A 19,818-nucleotide genomic window follows, 5' to 3' on the forward strand; every position below is an offset into this window, starting at 1 on the left:
CGGGCCTGTGGCCAAAGCGACGGAGCAACCTAGGCCGGAGTACTCTCCTTGATCAGGTGTGCTGCCAAGGTCCGCAACGGCCCCAGCTGCCGGCAGATCAACGCCAGCTGCGTCTGCACCAGCCGCTGGTGCTCATCCAGCTCTTCCGGCATCTGCTCCAGGGCATTGGCCAGCGCTTCTTCGGCATCGCTGTGAATCGCCACTGGTAGCCGTGCGGCCAGGCCGTTGGCAATCTCGTCCAGGCTGCTGGCCAGGCTTTGCCCGGCGCCTTCGATCAACTGCTCCTGCACCTCTGCAGGCAACGCCGTGTCGCGGTGCGCGCCCAGCCCCGAGAGGTAGCTGAGCAAGGTGTGCGACAGCACCAGGAAGCGAAAGCCCACGTCGGCCTCCTTACGGAAATGCCCAGGCTCCATCAGCATGTTGGCCAAGGTAGTGGACAGCGCCGCGTCTGCGTTATGGGCATTGCGCCGGGCCAGGCGGTAGGCCAGGTCGTCGCGCTTGCCGTGGGCGTACTGCTGCATGATCTGGCGCAGGTACACGCTGGCGCAGGCCAAGGTATTGGCCAGCGCTTTGTTCAAGCGTCGCCCTTGCCAGTCAGGCAGGAACAAGAACACCGCCAAGATGGCGATCAAACTGCCCACCAGGGTATCGAACAGGCGCGGCAGGAACAGGCCATAGCCATCGCCGATCTGGTTGAAGCAGAACAGCACCATCAGGGTGATCGCGGCCGTGGCCAAGGCGTAGCGGGTGGTGCGGTTGACGAAGAACACCACCCCGGCGACCACGGCGAACAGCGACTGGATGACCGGATTGGGGAACAGGTCGAACAAGGCCCAGCCCACTGTCAGGCCGACCGCGGTGCCTAAGATTCGCTGCACCAGCTTGCGCCGGGTTGCACCGTAGTTGGGCTGGCACACGAACAGCGTGGTGAGGATGATCCAGTACCCCTGGGTCGGGTGGATCAGGTGCACCATGCCGTAGCCTATAGACAGCGCCAGCGGCAGGCGCAGGGCATGGCGGAACAACAGCGAAGTCGGCGTGAGCTGGGTGCGCAGGCGCTTCCACACGTCTTTCAGCGAGCGTGGCGAGCGGTCGAGCAGACTGCTGTCACTGGCATCGGCCAGGCTGTCCGGGTTGCTGGCGGCGCTGAGCAGGCGGTCCAGTGTCGCCAGGTTGGCGGCCAGTGCCCGCAGCGAGCGCAACAGGCTGCGCCAGGCCGGGTTGCTCTGGATGCGCAGGTGCTCCAGCGAAGCGTTGAGGTCTTCGAGGGCTTCTGGATAACCGCTGGCCAGCACGAACGGCTGGCGCAAGCGTATCGAGCGGGCAAGCTCCTGGCAGGACGAGCCTTGTTTACGCAGCAGGCGCTGGCAGCGGAACATGACGTCGCTGTGGAAAAACGCCTCGGTCAGGCCGTTGTAGGGGTAGTGCGAGGCACTGACCCGCTCGTGAATGTCCTGGGCCAGGAAGTACAGTTTGAGGTAGCGACTGACCTTCGAGTTCGGCTGGCTGTTGCCCACCCGGTGCAGGATGATCTCTTTGGCTGCGTTGAGCGCTGCTACCACCTTGCCGTTCTGCTGGGCCAGCTCCAGCCGGCGGGCTTCGACGTCGAGGGTGCGGATAGGCTCGAACAGGCTGGCCTTGAGTTTGAGGTAGCTGCCCAGCTCGAAGAACAGCTTGGCCAGGCTCTGCTGCACCGGCTGGTTGGAAAACAGTGCCTGCCAAAGTACCGAAAGCAGTCCGTACCAGGCGGCGCCCGCCACCAGCAGCAGCGGCTCGTGCCAGAAGTCCGTCACCTGGCCACCGCGCTGGTCCACAGCGATCATGGTGTAAACCGCTGTGATCAGTGTGGCCGAAGCAATTGCACCGTAACGCTCGCCCAGGGCGCCGAGCATGGTCAGGCCGAACGCCGCCAGGGCCAGGGCGACGGCGAAGATCCAGGGGTAGGGGAACAACAACTCGACCGCCAGTGCAGCGATGGCGAAACACACCAAGGTAACGGCCAGGGCGCTGAGGCGGCCTTGCCAGCTGTCGTCGGTTTCGGCCAGGGCGCTGGCGATGATGCCGAGAAACAGCGGAATCAGCAGGGCCATCTCGTTCTGGTACCAGCACAGGGCCAGGCTGCCGGTGAGGGCAATGGTGACCCGGATGCTGTAGCTGAACTTGTCTTGGCCCCACAGGCGACGCAGTGACTGACGGAACGAGCTCGATGACATGATGGCCTGCTAGGCAGTGATCAGAGGAATACCTTTCAGAACCGTTTACTGGGGCCGCTTCGCGCCCCTTCGCGGGCACGCCCGCTCCCACAGGTCCTACACAGAACCCTGTGGGAGCGGGCGTGCCCGCGAAGGGGCGCGAAGCGGCCCAAATTCCGGTGCCAAGCACGGCCAGCAAGAAGCGTTCCGTGCTGCTGAATGGATTCTACTCTACACGAACTGCGCTGCGGCGTTGGCTGATGCCCAGGCCCACTGGAAGTTGAAGCCGCCCAGGTGGCCGGTGACGTCGAGCACTTCTCCGATGAAGTAAAGCCCGGGGCTTTTCAGCGATTCCATGGTCTTGGACGACACTTCGCGGGTATCCACGCCACCCAGGGTCACTTCGGCTGTGCGGTAGCCTTCGGTGCCTGCCGGCACCACCTGCCAGTTCGCCAGTTTTTCGGCGATCTCGGCGAGTTCTGCCGGGGTGTACTGCTTCATGGGCCTGGACTCGAACCATTGCTCGGCCAGCAAGTTGGCCAGCTTGCGGGTGAATACCTCGCCCAGCACGGTCTTCAGTTCGGCGTTGGCGCGTTCGGCCTGCATCTGTTGCAGCCAGGTCAGCGCATCGCGGTCCGGCAGCAGATTGATCTCGACCGTGTCACCGGCTTCCCAGAAAGACGATATCTGCAGGATCGCCGGGCCGCTCAGGCCGCGGTGGGTGAACAGCAGGTTTTCGCGGAAGCTGGTGCCGTTGCAACTGGCGGTGCAGTCCAGCGAGGTACCGGACAGCTCGGTGCACAGTGCCTTCAGTTGGGGCTCGGTGATGGTGAACGGCACCAGCCCGGCGCGGGTCGGCAGCAGGGTGTGGCCGAACTGGCGCGCCACCTGGTAGCCGAAGCCGGTGGCGCCCAGGGTCGGGATCGACAGGCCACCGGTGGCGATCACCAGCGACTGGCAGGCAAACTGGCCGCCGCTGGTTTGCAGCAGGTAGCCGGTTTCGGTCTTTTCGATCTGTTCGATGCTGGTGTGCATGCGGATCTCGGCGCCGGCCTGGTCGCATTCGGCCAGCAGCATGTCGAGGATGTCGCTGGCCTTGTTGTCGCAGAACAGCTGGCCAAGCTTCTTCTCGTGGTAGGCCACGCCGTGTTTGCTCACCAGTTCGATGAAGTCCCACTGGGTATAGCGGGCCAGCGCCGACTTGCAGAAGTGCGCGTTCTGCGACAGGAAGTTGGCGGGCTCGGTGTACATGTTGGTGAAGTTGCAGCGCCCGCCGCCGGACATGAGGATCTTCTTGCCTGGCTTGTTGGCGTGGTCGAGCAGCAGAACGCGGCGGCCACGGCGGGCGCTGAGCTGGGCGCACATCAGGCCGGCGGCGCCGGCGCCGAGGATGATCACGTCGGTGGAGTGCACGGTGTTACCTCATAAATTGCCGGGGCTGCTTTGCAGCCCATTCGCGGGGCAAGCCCGCTCCCACAGGATCTCCACAATCCTTGAGATCGGCGAAGTACCTGTGGGAGCGGGCTTGCCCCGCGAATGGGCCGCATAGCGGCCCCAAAATAGGTCAGACGATGCGGACTTTCAGGACGCGGCCCTTGATCTTGCCGCTGTTCAGCCGCTGCATGGCCTGCTTGGCCAATGCCCGCTCCACGGCCACGAACGCCTGGAAGTCGAAGATGGCAATCTTGCCCACCTGCTTGCCCGGGATGCCGGCATCACCGGTCAGCGCCCCAAGAATGTCGCCTGGGCGCAGCTTGTCCTTGCGTCCGGCAGCGATGCACAGGGTGCTCATCACCGGCAGCAGCGGCTCGCCACCTTTGTTCTTCAGGCTGTCCAGCGAGTCCCAGCGCAGCGGGTATTTCTGCAGCTGTTCTATGGCCTGGGCACGGTGGCCTTCGGCAGGTGCCACCAGGCTTACCGCAACCCCTTTCTCACCGGCACGGCCCGTACGGCCTACGCGGTGCACGTGAATTTCCGCATCACGCGCCAGCTCCACGTTGAGGACCATGTCCAGGCCATCGATATCCAGGCCGCGCGCGGCCACGTCGGTGGCCACCAGCACCGAGCTGCTGCGGTTGGCGAACATGGTCAGCACCTGGTCGCGGTCACGCTGCTCCAGGTCACCGTGCAGGGCTTGGGCCACGATGCCCTTGGCGGTCAGGTGGGCAACCACGTCCTCGCATTGCTGTTTGGTGAAGCAGAACGCCACGCAGGACTGCGGGCGGTAGTGGCCGAGCACGCGAGTGACAGCCTCCAGGCGGTGCTGCGGGTCGATCTCGATGAAGCTTTGCTCGATCTGGCTGTCGGCGTGCAAGCTCTCGACCTTGACCTGCTGCGGGTTACGCATGAAGTCGGCGGCCAGTTGCTTGATGCCGGCCGGGTAGGTGGCCGAGAACAGCAGGGTCTGGCGGCGCGACGGGGTCTTGCCGATGATACTGGCGATGGCATCGAAAAAGCCCATGTCGAGCATGCGGTCGGCTTCGTCCAGCACCAGGGTGTTCAGGCCATCAAGCACCAGCGTGCCTTTGTCCAGGTGCTGCTGGATGCGCCCCGGGGTGCCGACGATGATGTGCGCACCGTGTTCCAGCGAAGCGATCTGCGGGCCCAGCGAAACGCCACCGCACAGGGTGAGGATCTTGATGTTGTCCTCAGCGCGGGCCAGGCGGCGCAGTTCCTTGGCCACCTGGTCGGCGAGCTCGCGGGTGGGGCACAGTACCAGTGCCTGGCAGCCGAAGTAGCGCGGGTTGATCGGGTTCAGCAGGCCGATGCCGAAGGCGGCGGTCTTGCCGCTGCCGGTCTTGGCTTGGGCGATCAGGTCCATGCCCTTGAGAATGACCGGCAGGCTCTGGGCCTGGATCGGCGTCATCGAGGCATAGCCGAGGGCGTCCAGGTTCGCCAGCATGGCGGTGGACAGCGGCAAGGTGGCAAAGGCGGTGGTTTCGGTGGTCACGAGGCGGGCCTGCGGTGCGAAGCGAAAAATGCCGACCAGTCTACCAGCCTCGTGGCCATTCGCCCTACGACTCCATGTGTTCTTCCGGACGACGGGCACGCCTTCCGTCCGTCGGCGCCAGTTGCAGGAAGATTGCCGCCGCCAACATGGCCATCACGCCGATGGTGACGAACGTCAGCTGGAATGCCCCCAGAGTAGTCTCCACGCCGTCGGCGCTGCCCGCTGCGGTGAAGCCACCGAGCAGCGCGCCGGCACAGGCCACGCCGAGACTCAGCGACAGTTGTGCAACGACCGACAGCAAACTGTTGCCGCTGCTGGCGCTGGCGTCGTCAAGGTCGATCAGGGTTACCGTGTTCATGGCCGTGAACTGCATTGAGTTGACAGCGCCCAACAGGCCCAGCTGGATCAGCAGCACCGCATACGGAGTCTGCTCGTCGACCAGGCCGAGGCTGGCCAGCAACAGGCCCAGCAGCAGCGTGTTGCCGGTAAGGATGATGCGGTAGCCGAAGCGCTCGATCAGCGGCCTGGCTACGGATTTGGCGATCATCGCCGCCGCCGCAAGTGGGATCATGCTCATGCCCGCCTGGGACGGCGAATAGCCCAGCGCAATCTGCAGCAACAGCGGCACCAGAAACGGTAGCGCGCCGCTGCCCAGGCGCGAAAACAGGTTACCAAGAATACCGATGGCGAAGGTGCGCGTGCGGAACAGGTTGGGCGAGAACAGCGGCTCGGGATCACGCCCGGCACGCAGCCAGTAAGCAGCCAGGCAAGCCATGCCGGCGAACAGCAGCAGCATCACCCGCAAATGCGGCAGGTGCAGCTCGCCCAAGCCTTCCATGGCAATGGTAATAAGCACCATCGCCGCGCCAAACAGCAGGAAACCCGGGGTGTCGAAACGGGTGCGCTCGGCACCACGCAGGTCAGGGATGAACTTCCACACGGCATAGCAGCCGATCAGGCCGACCGGCAGGTTGAGCAGGAAGATCCAGTGCCAGCTGAGGATTTCCACCAGCCAGCCGCCGACGGTTGGGCCTAGTAGCGGCCCGAGCAGGCCGGGAATGGTGATGAAGCTCATGATCCGCACAAGCTCGCTGCGCGGGTAGGCGCGCAGCACCACCAGCCGCCCGACCGGCAGCATCAACGCACCGCCCAGGCCCTGCACCACGCGGGCGAAGATCAAAAAGCCAAGGCTGTTGGCGGCTGCGCACAGCAGCGAGCCGAAACTGAACAGCAGGATGGCGCTGAAAAAGATGCGTTTGGTGCCGAAGCGGTCGGCGATCCAGCCCGAGGCGGGGATCAGCAGGGCCACGGTGAGCATGTAGGCGATGATCACGCCCTGCATGCGCAGCGGGTCTTCGGCCAGCGAGCGGGCCATGGCCGGCAGCGCGGTGTTGAGGATGGTGCCGTCCAGGGACTGCATGAAGAAAGCGATGGCCACCACCCAAGGGATCCAGCGGGCGGTGACGGGGTCCAGCGGGGTGCGTTCGGGCATGACTTCCTCGTTTGTCAGTGCCGGCCCCTTCGCGGGTAAACCCGCTCCCACAGGGAAATCACCACATTTGAGGGCAGTGGAGATCCTGTGGGAGCGGCTTTAGCCGCGAAAGGGCCGGCAAATCCAGTCACAATGTCAGGGTCAGGCCTTTGACCAGCGCCCCAGGTAAATGGCTCGACCCGGTGCTGCGCTGTCCATAGGTGCTGGTCGACAGGATCATCTCGCGCTCCTGGGTCAGGTCCTCCAGCTGGCTACCGAGCAAGCTGTACAGGCTGTCATCGAAACGCATTGTGCTCACCGGCCCCTGAATCTGCCCGTTTTCCACCCAGAAGGTGGCGAAGCGGGTCAACCCGGTCATCCGCGCCGCCGGCAGGTCAGAGTAGTTCAGGTACCACAGGTTGCTGATGTAGAGCCCGGTGCCCAGCCGCTCAAGGATCTGCCCGTGGGCCAGATTACCCGGCGCCAGGCTGAGCGCACAGGGCGATTCGTAGCTGTCGGCACCATTGGCCAGCAGCTCGAATTCGGCTGCACTGCGTGCACTGGTCAACCGTTGCTGCGCCTCGCCTTGCTGGATCAACGGCACATCCAGACGTGGCGCGCCTTCATCGGAAAACGCCGGGCTCAGCGAGCCGCTGACCTGCTCAGTGAAATTCACCAACGGGCTCAGTCGGGCATCGCCGTTGTACAGACGCTGCAACGCGCTGTTGCCGGTAGCCAGGGCCTGCGCGGAAAAACTGCCCCAGCAGAGCATGCCGGCAATTTCGTCCATGGCCGCAGGTGCCAGGTACGCCCGGTATCTGCCGGGTTTGAGGGTGACTGCCGGGCGGCCAAGGAAACCCAGTTGCTCCCTTGCCTGGCGCAGGCGTGCGCTGAAGTCGTCGGCGCTCCACAGTTGCCCGGCGTAGTTGGCTTTCACCGCCTGGCCGTTTTCGTGGAAGAGGCTCCAGTCGAAGTTGAAACTGTTGGCCTGGTGCCAGCCAAAGGCTCCGAACGAACTGGCGAAGCCCCGGCAGATCGGGCCGGCGGCGTAGATGCCGACCAGGTCCAGGTCACCGGCCTCGCTGTCGAGCAAGGCCAGCACTTCGTCCAACTGGGGCAGGGGTTGTTCCTGCAGGCTGTGGCTGTGCCAGGCGCTTTCGTCCAGGCGCAGGTAAGGGTCGACGGCCAACAGCGGCAAGGTCTGGCGCAGTTGCGCCAGGGCTTCGGCCAGGCGCTGGCGGTCCAGTTGCACGTCACCACTCAAGGTCAGTTGCTGTTCCGCCTGACGCCCGTCCCGGACCAGCCGCAGTTGCGCGCTGGCCTGGCTCACTTCGCCGGCCTGGCGCACTTTCGCGTGGTTGAAGCGCACAAATTGCGACTGTTCGGCGCTGTAGCCCAGGGTGAACTGCTCGCCTGTTTGCAGGGCGGCCCGCACATCGCCGACCAAGGCTTCGAAAGTGTGTTTCATCAGGCGTCCCCCCCGAATACGTCGATCTGGCGGAATACGCAGGCCGGCGAGGCATGCCCGACCCGCACCACCTGGTTGGGTTCGCCCTTGCCACAGTTGGGCGTGCCCAAGACCTGGAAGGTGCTGCGGTCGCCGACGGCCGACAGGTTGCGCCAGAACTGTGCGGAGATGCCGCGATAGTTGGGGTTCTTGACGATGCCTTTGAGCTGGCCGTTCTCGATCAACTGGCCCCATTCGCAGCCGAACTGGAACTTGTTGCGCGCATCGTCGATGGACCAGGAGCGGTTGGTGCGCATCAGGATGCCGTGCTCGATACCACCGATCAGTTGATCGAAGGACTGGTCGCCCGGCTCGATGTTGAGGTTGGCCATGCGGTCGATCGGGGCGCGGTTCCAGCCGCAGGCACGGCTGTTGGCCACGCCGTCCAGGCCAGAGCGGAACTGCGACAGCGCGCCGCCCAGCGGACGTAACAGCAGGCCATCGCGGATCAGGAACTGCTTGCTGGCCGGGGTGCCGTCATCATCAAAGCTGTAGCTGGCCAGTTCTTCGCCGATGGTCGGGTCGAAGGTCACGTTCAACAGGCTGGAGCCGTATTGCAGCTGCCCAAAGTCACTGGCTTTGACGAAACTGGTACCGGCGTAGTTGCGCTCGTCGCCGAGGATGCGGTCCATTTCCAGCGGGTGGCCGATGGACTCATGGATCTGCAGCATCATCTGGTCGGGCATCAGCAGCAGGTCGCGCGGGCCGCTGGGGGTGTTGGGGGCCAGCAGCAGTTGCAGCGCCTCGTCGGCCACCTGCCGGGCGGCGCCGACCAGCCCGCAACGTTCGATGATCTCGAAACCGCCCTGCTGGCCGAAGTTGTCGCGGCCCAGGCTGCGGCTCTGGCTGTCCTGACCATCGCTGGCAGTTACGCCAAGGCCCGGGAAAAGGAAACGCTGTGCGTGGCGCAGTTCGGCCCCGGCCGAGTTGAGGTACGTTTGCTCGACCAGGCTCAGGCCCAGGCTGGCTTGCCAGTCCACCAGGCGGCTGTCCTTGGGCACGCTGGCAGATTCGGCAGCGAGCAGGCCAAGGCAGTCAGCGAGCGAAGGTACCGGTTGCTCGAAGTTGGGCGAAACATGGTCGTGACGGGCGTTGGTCACTGGCTGGTCGCGCAGGTCGAGCAGGCTGTGCCGGGTGATCTGCCGGGCCAGGGCCTCGGCTTGTTCCAGTGCGCGTTGCAGGCCGGCCTGTGACAGGTCGGCGGTGGCCGCATAGGCTTCCACGCCATTGACCCGCACGGTGAGCATGGCGCCCTCGTCCTGGCTGAAGAAGGGTGGTTCGGCGACGTTGCGGCGAACCGACAGCGCCTGGTGCGACTGTTTCACATGGCGCAGGGAAAACAACTCGGCCGTGCTGCGCAGCGCGGCGAAGCGCTGGCGCAGCAGGGCGCTGGAATCGAACATGCCAAAGCCTCCGTGTATACGGTGGCTCCCCCTTAGAACCACTCGTCCTGCATGGTGAGGCAAGTGTCGTCGCGCGCCTCTAGCAATGCCAGGTCATTATGGCAGCCCGGTACTTCCCAGGTCAGGAAATAACGCGCGGCCTGCAGCTTGCCGAGATAGAAGTCGCGGTCGGCGTTGTTGCCCTTGTGTAGGCCAAGTTCAGCGTGGATCGCCTGTTCCAGCCAGCGCCAGCCGATCACGCAGTGTCCGAAGGCCTTGAGGTACAGGGCCGAATTGGCCAGGGCGCCAGCGATTTTGCCCTGCGCCAGGTCGCCGAGCAGGGCCAGGGTCACGCTTTGCAGGCGGTTGACCAGTTGTTCCAGCGGCTGGCGCAGCGGGTCGAGGTTGGGGTGGTGGCTGGCGCGCTCGCCGGTGGCGGCGATCAGGCGGATCAGTTGCTTGAGGCCGGCGCCATTGTTCTGCGCCAGTTTGCGCCCAAGCAAGTCGAGCGACTGGATGCCTTCGGTGCCCTCGTGGATCGGGTTCAGGCGGTTGTCGCGGTAATACTGCTCCACCGGGTACTCACGGGTGTAGCCGTGGCCGCCAAGGATCTGGATCGCCAGTTCGTTGGCCTTGAGGCAGAACGTCGAGGGCCAAGACTTGACGATCGGGGTCAGCAGGTCGAGTAGGTCCTGCGTTTGTTTGCGGGTAGCTTCGTCGTCGGCAGTCTGGGTGTCGTCGAACAGGCGCGCTGCATACAGGCCAAGGTCGAAGGCGCCTTCCACATAGGCCTTCTGCGTCAGCAGCATGCGTTTCACATCGGTGTGGCTGATGATCGGCACCGCAGGGCTGTGCGGGTCCTTGTTGTCCGGCAGACGGCCCTGCGGGCGCTGGCGGGCGTATTCCAGTGAATACAGGTAACCGGCGTAACCGAGCATCACTGCCCCCATGCCGACGCCGATGCGCGCCTCATTCATCATCTGGAACATGCAGGCGAGGCCTTGATGAGGCTGGCCGACCAGGTAGCCGACACACTCGCCGTTGTCACCGAAGTTCAGTGCAGTGGAGGTGGTGCCGCGCCAGCCCATCTTGTGGAACAGCCCAGCCAGCAGCACATCGTTGCGCGAGCCACGGCTGCCGTCCGGGTTGACGTGGTATTTGGGTACGATGAACAGCGAAATGCCTTTTACCCCAGGTGGAGCATCCGGCAGTTTGGCCAGCACCATGTGCACGATGTTTTCCGACAGCTCGTGGTCGCCGCCGGAAATGAAGATCTTGTTGCCCTTGATCCGGTAACTGCCGTCGCCTGCAGGTTCTGCGCGGGTGCGGATATCGGCCAGCGACGAGCCTGCATGCGGTTCGGTCAGAGCCATGGTGCCGAAGTAGCGGCCCTCGATCATCGGTTGCAGGAAAAGGCGCTTTTGCTCTTCGCTGCCGAAGCTCTCGATCAGGTTGGCCGCGCCCATGGTCAGGAACGGGTAGGCCGTGGTGCCGGCGTTGGCGGCCTGGAAGTGGGCGAAGCACGCCTGCGAAACCAGGCTGGGCAACTGCATGCCACCAGCCTCGAAATCCCGGTTGGCGTTGAGGAAACCGGCTTCGAGGAAGGCATCGACAGCGGGTTTCACCTCGGGGATCAGTTCGGCGCGACCGTCCACGTAGCGTGGCTCGTTTTCGTCGGCCTTGCGGTTGTGCGGGGCGAAGTACTTTTCGGCGATGGTGCGTGCGGTGGTCAACGCCGCGTCGAAGGTTTCCCGGCTGTGCTCGGCGAAGCGAGGGCGCTGGGTGAGGGCTTCGGCGTCGAGGACTTCGTAGAGCTCGAAGGCCAGGTTGCGGGGGCTGAGCAGGGTCTCGGGCATGGGGGCGGTCCTTGAGCGGGCTTGGGGCGAGTCTAGGATTGGCCGAATAAGGCTGGCTACCATGATTGATTCAGATGATGTTCAGCTACAGATTCTCGCATTTGAGCGTCTGGTAGGGGTGACGGGGCGAAGGGGCTGGGTTGAGCGAGCGTCAAGACCACTAGTTCGCAGTTAACCTTGTAGCGGGTGCGAGATCAAAAGGCATGCACCTGTCAGCCTCGACACCTTTTAAGCTCTGCTATTCCACTGACGGCATGAAAAATTTGAGGCGTCAGAGGCTTCTTCGGAGAAGGCAGCAGGAAAAAACCTACGCGCTTTTCAGAAACTTCCTATGACCGCAATTATGGAAGATGAGGTAGGTATTGAGTCTTCACTGTGGAGGAATTCTATGGACAGGATTTGTGAGTGGCGCGACGTTTGGAAAGAAGATTTAGAGAGGGTTGAAGACCCTTTTTTTGCTTGTTCGGTAGTACAGAGAGCTTTGCTGGAAAATACGACCCTGCGAGGACTGCGTGATTTCCAGAAAGCATGTGATTTGCCTCTGGGGCGTCCTCTGCTGCAGGATGATATCTGGCGAGCTTTGAAGCTGGTGGAGGACGGTAGGTGGTTCCTTATTCGGGAGCAAGCAATTTCTCCGATTGATGTGTCGCGTTACCCTCAGTTGAGAGGGGCAGAATCAAAGCTGGATTTACTGCTGTCTGAGAGTAAATACCCAGAAGTTGATGGTCCTGGGAAGTGGAAAACATTCAGTATTAATACAGATTTATTGTGGTCTGGGGTGGCGTTGGTCGCAAATTTTGTTACATCCCGAGGAGATGAGGGGCGGCTTTTTTCGAGCGAGGGGAAAGACTATGCAAATACCCGTAGGTTGGTAAACCAGAGGTGGGTGCCGTTGGGCAAAAATGAGCGGAATTTCGCCAGGCTGTCGGCTATACATCGATATGGCGATGTATGAAGTATAACGCAAAATTATGTACAGGCTGATGATGCATGGGCGATCACAGGGCAGTCCTGGCACTGGCGCCCTGCGGTGGCTGATGAGGAATATGAATATAAAAACGGCGCATGCTGATGGTCTCTAACATTAATAAACAGCGATCTATATATTTTCTTTGGGCAAGTATGGATGCGTTTTATATTATTTTGTATGTCTTGCGTAATGTCGTCCGTGGCGCACTCCCTTTTTGGTCGGATTTAAATAGTGGTCTTGAAGTGGTGCGGAGTTGGGGTGGGTCAAGTTTTGTGATTTGGATCGGGCTGTTCTTACAGATTTCAGTTATTGTTACGTGCGTGGGTTTTTTTAAGTATCAAAAAATCGTGATTTTTTTGGCGCTGGTGCAGATACCATTCAGATTGTTTTTCATTGTCCCGTCGATTTCGGTGGTTTTGCTCTTGCCTATGGTCGTTGCTGGGATCAATAACTGGATATGGGTTGGGTTGCTACTTGCTTCAGAGGCGATTAAAGGGTGGAGTATCTGGTGGCTTTGGCGTACATCTGAATCGTGTATCTTGGAAAAATCGTGAGGCCAATGCCGCGAGTTGCCCATAAAAAAGGAGAGCCGAAGCCCTCCTTTTTTATCAACAGCGATCAGCCAATGGTCATCAAGCTGGCATTACCCCCCGCCGCCGCAGTGTTCACACTCACCGCTCGCTCGATCACCAACCGCTCCAGCCCAATCTGGTGATCCCCGCTGGACAACCCGTGCACACCCACGATCGCACCGGCACGCTTGGCCACTTGCTGGCAAACCGCTCGCAGCTGGTCCGAGTCGCCATGGTGGATCACGGCGTCGAACGCCACTTCATCTTTGTTCCAGTCCGCCACCAGCTTGACCTTGGCCTGCAGCTCACGCGGCAGGCGGGCACGCAGGGCCTTGCCAGGTTCGCCGTCAGCCCACACCGCCGAGCTGCCTACAGCCAGCACTGCAGCGAACTGCGCCAGCAGGTCGGCCTCGTTGTCGGCCAGGCACAGCACGTGCTCGCGCGGCAGAATGGTGTAGCTGTTGCGCTCGCCGGTCGGGCCTGGCAACAGGCGGGCGATGCCGCTTTGCGACTGGCTTGCGAACTGGTCGCACAGTGCGGCCAGTTCGGGCAGCTGGTTGCTCTCGGCCCAGGCCTTCAGGCCGTGCAGCGGCTTCACCAACTGCTCGTGCAGGGTGCGGTCAGGCTTGCCTTCGCCGTCCTGCTGCTGGAAATGGCGGCCAATCGCGTCGGCCGGGCGGGTCGACAGCAGGCGGTACAGGTACAGCGGGCCGCCGGCTTTCGGGCCGGTGCCAGACAGGCCTTCACCACCAAACGGCTGCACGCCCACTACTGCACCGACGATGTTGCGGTTGACGTACATGTTGCCGGCGTTAGCGTTCTCCACCACCTTGGCGATGGTCTCGTCGATGCGGGTGTGCACGCCCAGGGTCAGGCCGTAACCGGAGTTGTTGATCTGCTCGATCAACTGGTCGAGGTTGCGGCGGTTGTAGCGCACCACGTGCAGCACCGGGCCGAAGATTTCGCGCTTCAGCTCATCGAAGCTGTCCAGCTCGATCAGCGTTGGCATGACGAAGGTGCCACGTTTGACCTCGGCAGCATCGGCGATGGCCACCTGATAGACCGACCGGCCTTTCTCACGCATGCCTTGGATGTGCTTCTCGATACCGGCCTTGGCTTCGGCGTCGATCACCGGGCCAATGTCCACGGCCAGGCGGTCCGGGCAGCCCAGGCGGCTTTCGGCCATGGCGCCCTTGAGCATTTCGATCACGCGGTCGGCGGAGTCTTCCTGCAGGCACAGCACGCGCAGGGCCGAGCAACGCTGGCCGGCGCTGTCGAAGGCCGACGACACCACGTCGATCACTACCTGCTCGGTCAGTGCCGAGGAGTCGACGATCATCGCGTTCTGGCCGCCGGTTTCGGCGATCAGCGGGATCGGACGGCCCTGGTTGTCCAGGCGGCCGGCGACGTTGCGCTGCAGCAGGCGGGCAACTTCGGTAGAGCCGGTGAACATCACGCCTTTGACGCGCTCGTCACCGACCAGGCCGGCACCGACGGTTTCGCCACGGCCTGGCAGCAGTTGCAGCACGCCTTCAGGGATGCCAGCGTCCAGCAGCAGGCGTACGGCTTGGGCGGCGATCAGCGGCGTTTGCTCGGCGGGCTTGGCCAGTACCGGGTTACCGGCTGCCAGGGCAGCGGCCACCTGGCCGGAGAAGATCGCCAGCGGGAAGTTCCACGGGCTGATGCACACCACCGGGCCCAGCGGGCGGTGGGCGTCGTTGCTGAAGTCGTTGCGTGCCTGCACCGCGTAGTAGCGCAGGAAGTCCACGGCTTCACGCACTTCGGCGATGGCGTTGGCGAAGGTCTTGCCAGCTTCGCGGATCAGCAGGCCCATCAACGGCTGGATCTCGGCCTCCATCAGGTCGGCAGTGCGCTCCAGAATGGCGGCGCGCTCGGCTGGCGGCGTGGCCTGCCAGATAGGCGCAGCATTGATCGCGCACTGGATGGCATTGTCGACGTCGGCAACGGTAGCTTCCTGTACGTGGCCGACCACATCGCGGTGGTCCGCCGGGTTCAGCACCGGTACTGCAGCAGACTCGGTGGCGGCGCAGGCCAGCAGCGGGGCAGCCTTCCAGTCATTGTTGGCGGTGGCCAACATGGCGCAGGACAGCGACGCCAGGCGGTGTTCGTTGGCCATGTCGATACCGGCCGAGTTGGCCCGCTCAGGGCCGTACAAATCACGCGGCAGCGGGATGCGTGGGTGCGGCAGGCCAAGGCTGCCTTCCTGGGCGCCCATACGCTCGATGCTGGCGACCGGGTCGGCGACCAGTTCCTGGATGGAAATCGAGTGGTCGGCGATGCGGTTGACGAACGAGGTGTTGGCGCCGTTTTCCAGCAGGCGGCGTACCAGGTAGGCCAGCAGCGTTTCGTGGGTGCCGACCGGCGCATAGACGCGGCACGGGCGGTTCAGCTTGCCATCGGCAACCTTGCCGACCACTTGCTCGTACAGCGGTTCGCCCATGCCGTGCAGGCACTGGAACTCGTACTGGCCCGGGTAGTAGTTCTGCCCGGCAATGTGGTAAATGGCCGACAGGGTGTGGGCGTTGTGGGTAGCGAACTGCGGGTAGATGGCTTCTGGTACGGCCAGCAGCTTGCGGGCGCAGGCGACGTAGGACACGTCGGTGTACACCTTGCGGGTGTAGACCGGGTAGCCTTCCAGGCCTTCGACCTGGGCGCGCTTGATCTCGCTGTCCCAGTAGGCGCCTTTTACCAGGCGGATCATCAGGCGGTGGCGGCTGCGCTTGGCCAGGTCGATGACGTAGTCGATCACGTACGGGCAGCGCTTCTGGTAGGCCTGGATGACAAAGCCGATACCGTTCCAGCCCGCCAGCGAGGGCTCGAAGCACAGGCGCTCGAGCAGGTCGAGCGACAGCTCCAGGCGGTCGGCTTCTTCGGCGTCGATGTTCAGGCCGATGTCGTACTGCTTGGCGAGCAGGGTCAGCGACAGCAGGCGCGGGTACAGCTCTTCCATCACGCGCTCGTACTGGGCGCGGCTGTAGCGTGGGTGCAGTGCCGACAGCTTGATGGAGATGCCCGGGCCTTCATAGATGCCGCGGCCATGAGAGGCCTTGCCAATCGAATGGATGGCCTGCTCGTAGGACGCCAGGTACTTCTGTGCGTCATGCTCGGTCAGTGCGGCTTCGCCGAGCATGTCGTAGGAATAGCGGAAACCCTTGGCCTCGAAACGGCTGGCATTGGCCAGGGCTTCGGCGATGGTCTCACCGGTGACGAACTGCTCGCCCATCAGGCGCATGGCCATGTCGACGCCCTTGCGGATCATCGGCTCGCCGCTCTTGCCGATGATGCGGGTGAGGGAGGAGGTCAGGCCGGATTCGTTGTGGGTGCTGACCAGCTTGCCGGTCAGCAGCAGGCCCCAGGTGGCGGCGTTGACGAACAGCGACGGGCTGTTGCCCAGGTGCGGCTGCCAGTTGCCGGTGCTGATCTTGTCGCGGATCAGCGCGTCGCGGGTGCCCTTGTCGGGGATGCGCAGCAGCGCTTCGGCCAGGCACATCAGTGCCACGCCTTCCTGGGACGACAGCGAAAACTCCTGCAGCAGGCCCTGGACGATGCCGGCGCGCCCGCCGGCGCTCTTCTGGTTGCGCAGTTTTTCGGCAATGCCGGCCGCCAGCTTGTTGGTGGCTTCGGCCAGCGGTGCGCTGAGGCGTGCCTGCTCCAGCAGCATTGGCACCACTTCCTGCTCGGGGCGGCGGTAGGCGGCGGTGATCGCTGAGCGCAGTACCGATTGCGGCAGGATGCTCTCGGCAAACTCGAGGAAGCACTGGTGGCCGTGGTCGGCCTGAACATCACCGGCGTCATCGGCCAGGCTGTTGGCATGACCGTTGAGTTCGGTCAGGGTGGCGCCACCCTCGAGCTTCTCCAGGTAGTTGAAGATCGCTTGCTTGATCAACCAGTGCGGCGTGCGGTCAATCGACTGCGCAGCTGCCTTGAGTCGCTCACGGGTAGGGTCATCGAGTTTGACCCCAAGGGTGGTGGTAGCCATTTCTTATCCTCTTTATTGCCACGGCTGTGGCCTAAGCTGGCGCCAAGAGTAGCTGTAGGACAATTCGGGTGCAACCAGGTGCAACCCGAATTTTTTGTGTAAAAGGTGCAACTCGTCTGACAGACATTTCCACACCTTGAAAAGGGGCGTTCACGGTGCGTTTTATTCTGAAAAAACGCGTTTATGCTCCAAAAAGGAGCAAAAAAGCGACTTTTACAAAAAATGCCTGGATGGGTGCAACTTGCAAATGAAAAATGGTTGCACCTGCTTTGCGTTGTTGCATAGGATTCGCCGCCTGGGTGCAACCGCCATGACTGCGGTTGTACATGAGATAAAAACAAACGCCAGGGCACACGCATGGGCAATCCAATCACGATCACCTTTGTGATCTACATCGCGGCAATGGTACTGATCGGCTTCGCGGCCTATCGCGCCACCAACAACCTTTCCGACTACATCCTTGGCGGTCGCAGCCTGGGCAGCGTGGTCACTGCGCTTTCCGCCGGTGCCTCCGACATGAGCGGCTGGTTGCTGATGGGCCTGCCGGGCGCCATCTATTTCTCCGGCCTCTCCGAAGCGTGGATCGCCATCGGCCTGACCGTCGGCGCCTACCTGAACTGGCTGTTCGTTGCTGGTCGTCTGCGAGTGCAGACCGAGCACAACGGTGACGCACTGACCCTGCCGGACTACTTCGCCAGCCGCTTCGAAGACAAAAGCGGCATGCTGCGGATCATCTCGGCCATCGTCATCCTGGTGTTCTTCACCATCTACTGTGCTTCTGGCATCGTTGCCGGTGCCCGCCTGTTCGAAAGCACCTTCGGCATGTCCTACGAGACTGCGCTGTGGGCTGGCGCTGCGGCCACCATCGCCTACACCTTCGTGGGTGGTTTCCTGGCGGTGAGCTGGACCGACACCGTGCAAGCCACGCTGATGATCTTCGCGCTCATCCTCACCCCGGTGATCGTGCTGATCTCCACGGGAGGCTTCGATCAGACCTTCGCCGCCATCGAAACGGTGAACCCGGCCAACTTCGACATGCTCAAGGGTGCAACCTTCGTCGGCATCATCTCGCTGATGGGCTGGGGCCTTGGCTACTTTGGCCAGCCGCACATCCTGGCGCGCTTCATGGCCGCCGATTCGGTGAAGTCGATCGCCAACGCCCGCCGCATCTCCATGACCTGGATGATCCTGTGCCTGGCCGGTACCTGCGCCGTGGGCTTCTTCGGCATCGCCTATTTCTCGGCCAACCCTGACCTGGCAGGCCCGGTCACCGAGAACCACGAGCGTATCTTCATCGAGCTGGCCAAGATCCTGTTCAACCCGTGGATCGCCGGTGTGCTGTTGTCGGCCATCCTGGCGGCGGTGATGAGTACTCTGAGCTGCCAGCTGCTGGTGTGCTCCAGCGCCCTGACCGAAGACTTCTACAAAGCCTTCCTGCGCAAGAACGCTTCGCAGGTCGAGCTGGTGTGGGTCGGCCGCCTGATGGTGCTGGCCGTGGCCCTGATCGCCATCGCCATGGCTGCCAACCCTGAAAACCGCGTGCTGGGCCTGGTGGCCTACGCCTGGGCCGGCTTCGGTGCCGCCTTCGGCCCGGTGGTGCTGATTTCGGTGTTGTGGAAAGGCATGACCCGTAACGGCGCACTGGCCGGTATCGTGGTCGGCGCACTGACCGTGATCCTGTGGAAGCAGATTGATGTCTGGGGCTTGTACGAAATCATCCCGGGCTTCCTGCTGGCCAGCATCGCCATCTTTGTGGTGAGCAAGCTGGGCAGCCCTTCGAACGCGATGGTTCAGCGCTTCGAGACTGCTGATGCGGCGTATCACGCTGACAAGTAACACCCGTTGAATCGGCGGCGCCTGCTTCGCGGGCCCGCCCGCTCCCACAGGATTTGCACTGAACCTGAAACCAGCGCAATCCCTGTGGGAGCGGGCGAGCCCGCGAAGAAGCCACCGCCGATCGACAGCCAGGCCTGACTCCGCCTGCAAGGCAAGGTAAACTTGCCGCCTTCGCAGGAGTTGCCATGAACTATCGTCACGCCTTCCACGCCGGCAACCATGCCGACGTTCTCAAACACATCGTGCTGACCCGCCTCATCGCCTTGATGTCGCGCAAGGAGCAGCCGTTCGCCTATATCGATACCCACGCAGGGCTCGGTCTGTATGACCTGCAAGGCGACCAGGCTAGCCGTACCGGCGAGTACCTGGAGGGCGTTGCCCGCCTGTGGAACCGCGATGATGTGCCCGCCATGGCTGCCGATTACCTGCGCGTCATCAAGCGCCTGAACGCCGACGGTGAGCTGCGTTACTACCCGGGTTCGCCCGAGCTGGCCCGCCGCCTCATGCGCGAGCAGGACCGCGCCCTGCTCAACGAGAAGCACCCCGAAGACGGGCCGCTGCTCAAAGAGAACATGAAGAAAGACCCGCGCGTGACCGTGCACCTGGGCGAAGGGTGGCATGTGCCGCGGGCCTTGCTTCCGGTGCAGGAAAAGCGCGCGATCATGCTGATCGACCCGCCGTTCGAGCAGGCCGATGAACTCAAACGCTGTACCAATTCGATGAAAGAGGCGATCAGCCGCATGCGCCAGACGGTTGCGGCTATCTGGTACCCGATCAAGGACCAACGCTCGCTGACCCGCTATTACCAGGACCTGACCAGCACCGGCGCGCCGAAACTGCTGCGGGTCGAACTGTATGTGCACCACCAGGACAGCCCGCAGGGCCTTAATGGTTCGGGCCTGGCCATCGCCAACCCACCGTGGGGCCTGGAAGAAGAGCTCAAAGAGCTGCTGCCATGGCTGGCCAAAGAGCTGGCGCAGACTGCCGGCAGCTACCGCATGGACTGGCTGATCGCCGAGTAAGCAGGCGTCTCATCTCCCTTGTGGGAGCGGGCTTGTCCCGCGAAGCAGGCGACGCGGTGT

The 19,818-nt window shown here is 62.9% G+C and carries 12 protein-coding genes; 4 read left to right on the top strand and 8 right to left on the bottom strand.

What is annotated here, in order from left to right; all coding sequences use genetic code 11:
- Positions 1-29: 29 nt before the first annotated feature.
- The 7 genes from yccS to P0Y58_04545 all read right to left on the bottom strand — a co-directional run bounded on the left by yccS (position 30) and on the right by P0Y58_04545 (position 11,358).
- Positions 30-2,213, bottom strand: coding sequence for a YccS family putative transporter (yccS, locus tag P0Y58_04515; protein WEK31465.1), 2,184 nt, complete (start codon positions 2,211-2,213; stop codon positions 30-32).
- Positions 2,214-2,423: 210 nt separating this feature from the next.
- Positions 2,424-3,605 (bottom strand): NAD(P)/FAD-dependent oxidoreductase, encoded by a 1,182-nt coding sequence (locus P0Y58_04520; GenBank protein WEK31466.1) that lies wholly within the window; start codon positions 3,603-3,605, stop codon positions 2,424-2,426.
- 151 nt (positions 3,606-3,756) lie between these two features.
- Positions 3,757-5,094 carry an ATP-dependent RNA helicase DbpA gene (gene dbpA / locus P0Y58_04525; GenBank protein ID WEK33276.1) on the bottom strand — a complete coding sequence of 446 codons (1,338 nt, stop codon included), beginning with the start codon at positions 5,092-5,094 and terminating at the stop codon, positions 3,757-3,759.
- Positions 5,095-5,206: 112 nt separating this feature from the next.
- Complete coding sequence (gene mdtD, locus P0Y58_04530) at positions 5,207-6,634, bottom strand: multidrug transporter subunit MdtD (GenBank protein WEK31467.1); 1,428 nt, start codon at positions 6,632-6,634, stop codon at positions 5,207-5,209.
- Between the two features lie 127 nt (positions 6,635-6,761).
- The gene (locus P0Y58_04535) at positions 6,762-8,081 is read right to left on the bottom strand and encodes a TldD/PmbA family protein (protein ID WEK31468.1); all 1,320 of its coding nucleotides are present in this window, start codon (positions 8,079-8,081) and stop codon (positions 6,762-6,764) included.
- Positions 8,081-9,523 carry a TldD/PmbA family protein gene (locus tag P0Y58_04540; GenBank protein WEK31469.1) on the bottom strand — a complete coding sequence of 481 codons (1,443 nt, stop codon included), beginning with the start codon at positions 9,521-9,523 and terminating at the stop codon, positions 8,081-8,083. The genes P0Y58_04535 and P0Y58_04540 overlap by 1 nt, the downstream gene beginning before the upstream one ends.
- A 32-nt stretch (positions 9,524-9,555) precedes the next feature.
- Entirely contained in the window at positions 9,556-11,358 is a 1,803-nt protein-coding gene (locus P0Y58_04545) for an acyl-CoA dehydrogenase (protein WEK31470.1), read from the bottom strand.
- Between the two features lie 331 nt (positions 11,359-11,689).
- Between P0Y58_04545 and P0Y58_04550 the strand changes: the two genes are divergently transcribed.
- Both P0Y58_04550 and P0Y58_04555 read left to right on the top strand, forming a co-directional pair.
- Positions 11,690-12,313 carry a hypothetical protein gene (locus P0Y58_04550; GenBank protein WEK31471.1) on the top strand — a complete coding sequence of 208 codons (624 nt, stop codon included), beginning with the start codon at positions 11,690-11,692 and terminating at the stop codon, positions 12,311-12,313.
- A 116-nt stretch (positions 12,314-12,429) separates the two neighbouring features.
- On the top strand, positions 12,430-12,882 hold the full coding sequence (locus P0Y58_04555) for a hypothetical protein (GenBank protein ID WEK31472.1): 453 nt from the start codon (positions 12,430-12,432) through the stop codon (positions 12,880-12,882).
- 64 nt (positions 12,883-12,946) lie between these two features.
- On the opposite strand, the gene putA is transcribed toward P0Y58_04555, so the two are convergent.
- On the bottom strand, positions 12,947-16,900 hold the full coding sequence (gene putA, locus P0Y58_04560; GenBank protein WEK31473.1) for a trifunctional transcriptional regulator/proline dehydrogenase/L-glutamate gamma-semialdehyde dehydrogenase: 3,954 nt from the start codon (positions 16,898-16,900) through the stop codon (positions 12,947-12,949).
- A 357-nt stretch (positions 16,901-17,257) separates the two neighbouring features.
- Here putA and putP point away from each other — a divergent pair, with 357 nt between their 5' ends.
- Together putP and rlmJ are read left to right on the top strand one after the other, a co-directional pair.
- Positions 17,258-18,736 carry a sodium/proline symporter PutP gene (putP, locus tag P0Y58_04565; protein WEK31474.1) on the top strand — a complete coding sequence of 493 codons (1,479 nt, stop codon included), beginning with the start codon at positions 17,258-17,260 and terminating at the stop codon, positions 18,734-18,736.
- A gap of 185 nt (positions 18,737-18,921) precedes the next feature.
- Entirely contained in the window at positions 18,922-19,758 is an 837-nt protein-coding gene (rlmJ, locus tag P0Y58_04570; GenBank protein WEK31475.1) for a 23S rRNA (adenine(2030)-N(6))-methyltransferase RlmJ, read from the top strand.
- Positions 19,759-19,818: the final 60 nt, after the last annotated feature.

Source organism: Candidatus Pseudomonas phytovorans, assembly GCA_029202525.1.
Lineage (GTDB): Bacteria > Pseudomonadota > Gammaproteobacteria > Pseudomonadales > Pseudomonadaceae > Aquipseudomonas > Aquipseudomonas phytovorans.

Coding starts and splice junctions, on each gene's coding strand:
- mdtD (WEK31467.1), bottom strand. CDS start 6,634: ATGCCCGAACGCACCCCGCTGGACCCCGTCACCGCCCGCTGGATCCCT.
- P0Y58_04545 (WEK31470.1), bottom strand. CDS start 11,358: ATGCCCGAGACCCTGCTCAGCCCCCGCAACCTGGCCTTCGAGCTCTAC.
- dbpA (WEK33276.1), bottom strand. CDS start 5,094: ATGCTGGCGAACCTGGACGCCCTCGGCTATGCCTCGATGACGCCGATC.
- P0Y58_04535 (WEK31468.1), bottom strand. CDS start 8,081: ATGAAACACACTTTCGAAGCCTTGGTCGGCGATGTGCGGGCCGCCCTG.
- yccS (WEK31465.1), bottom strand. CDS start 2,213: ATGTCATCGAGCTCGTTCCGTCAGTCACTGCGTCGCCTGTGGGGCCAA.
- P0Y58_04550 (WEK31471.1), top strand. CDS start 11,690: ATGACCGCAATTATGGAAGATGAGGTAGGTATTGAGTCTTCACTGTGG.
- putA (WEK31473.1), bottom strand. CDS start 16,900: ATGGCTACCACCACCCTTGGGGTCAAACTCGATGACCCTACCCGTGAG.
- rlmJ (WEK31475.1), top strand. CDS start 18,922: ATGAACTATCGTCACGCCTTCCACGCCGGCAACCATGCCGACGTTCTC.
- P0Y58_04540 (WEK31469.1), bottom strand. CDS start 9,523: ATGTTCGATTCCAGCGCCCTGCTGCGCCAGCGCTTCGCCGCGCTGCGC.
- P0Y58_04555 (WEK31472.1), top strand. CDS start 12,430: ATGGTCTCTAACATTAATAAACAGCGATCTATATATTTTCTTTGGGCA.
- putP (WEK31474.1), top strand. CDS start 17,258: ATGGGCAATCCAATCACGATCACCTTTGTGATCTACATCGCGGCAATG.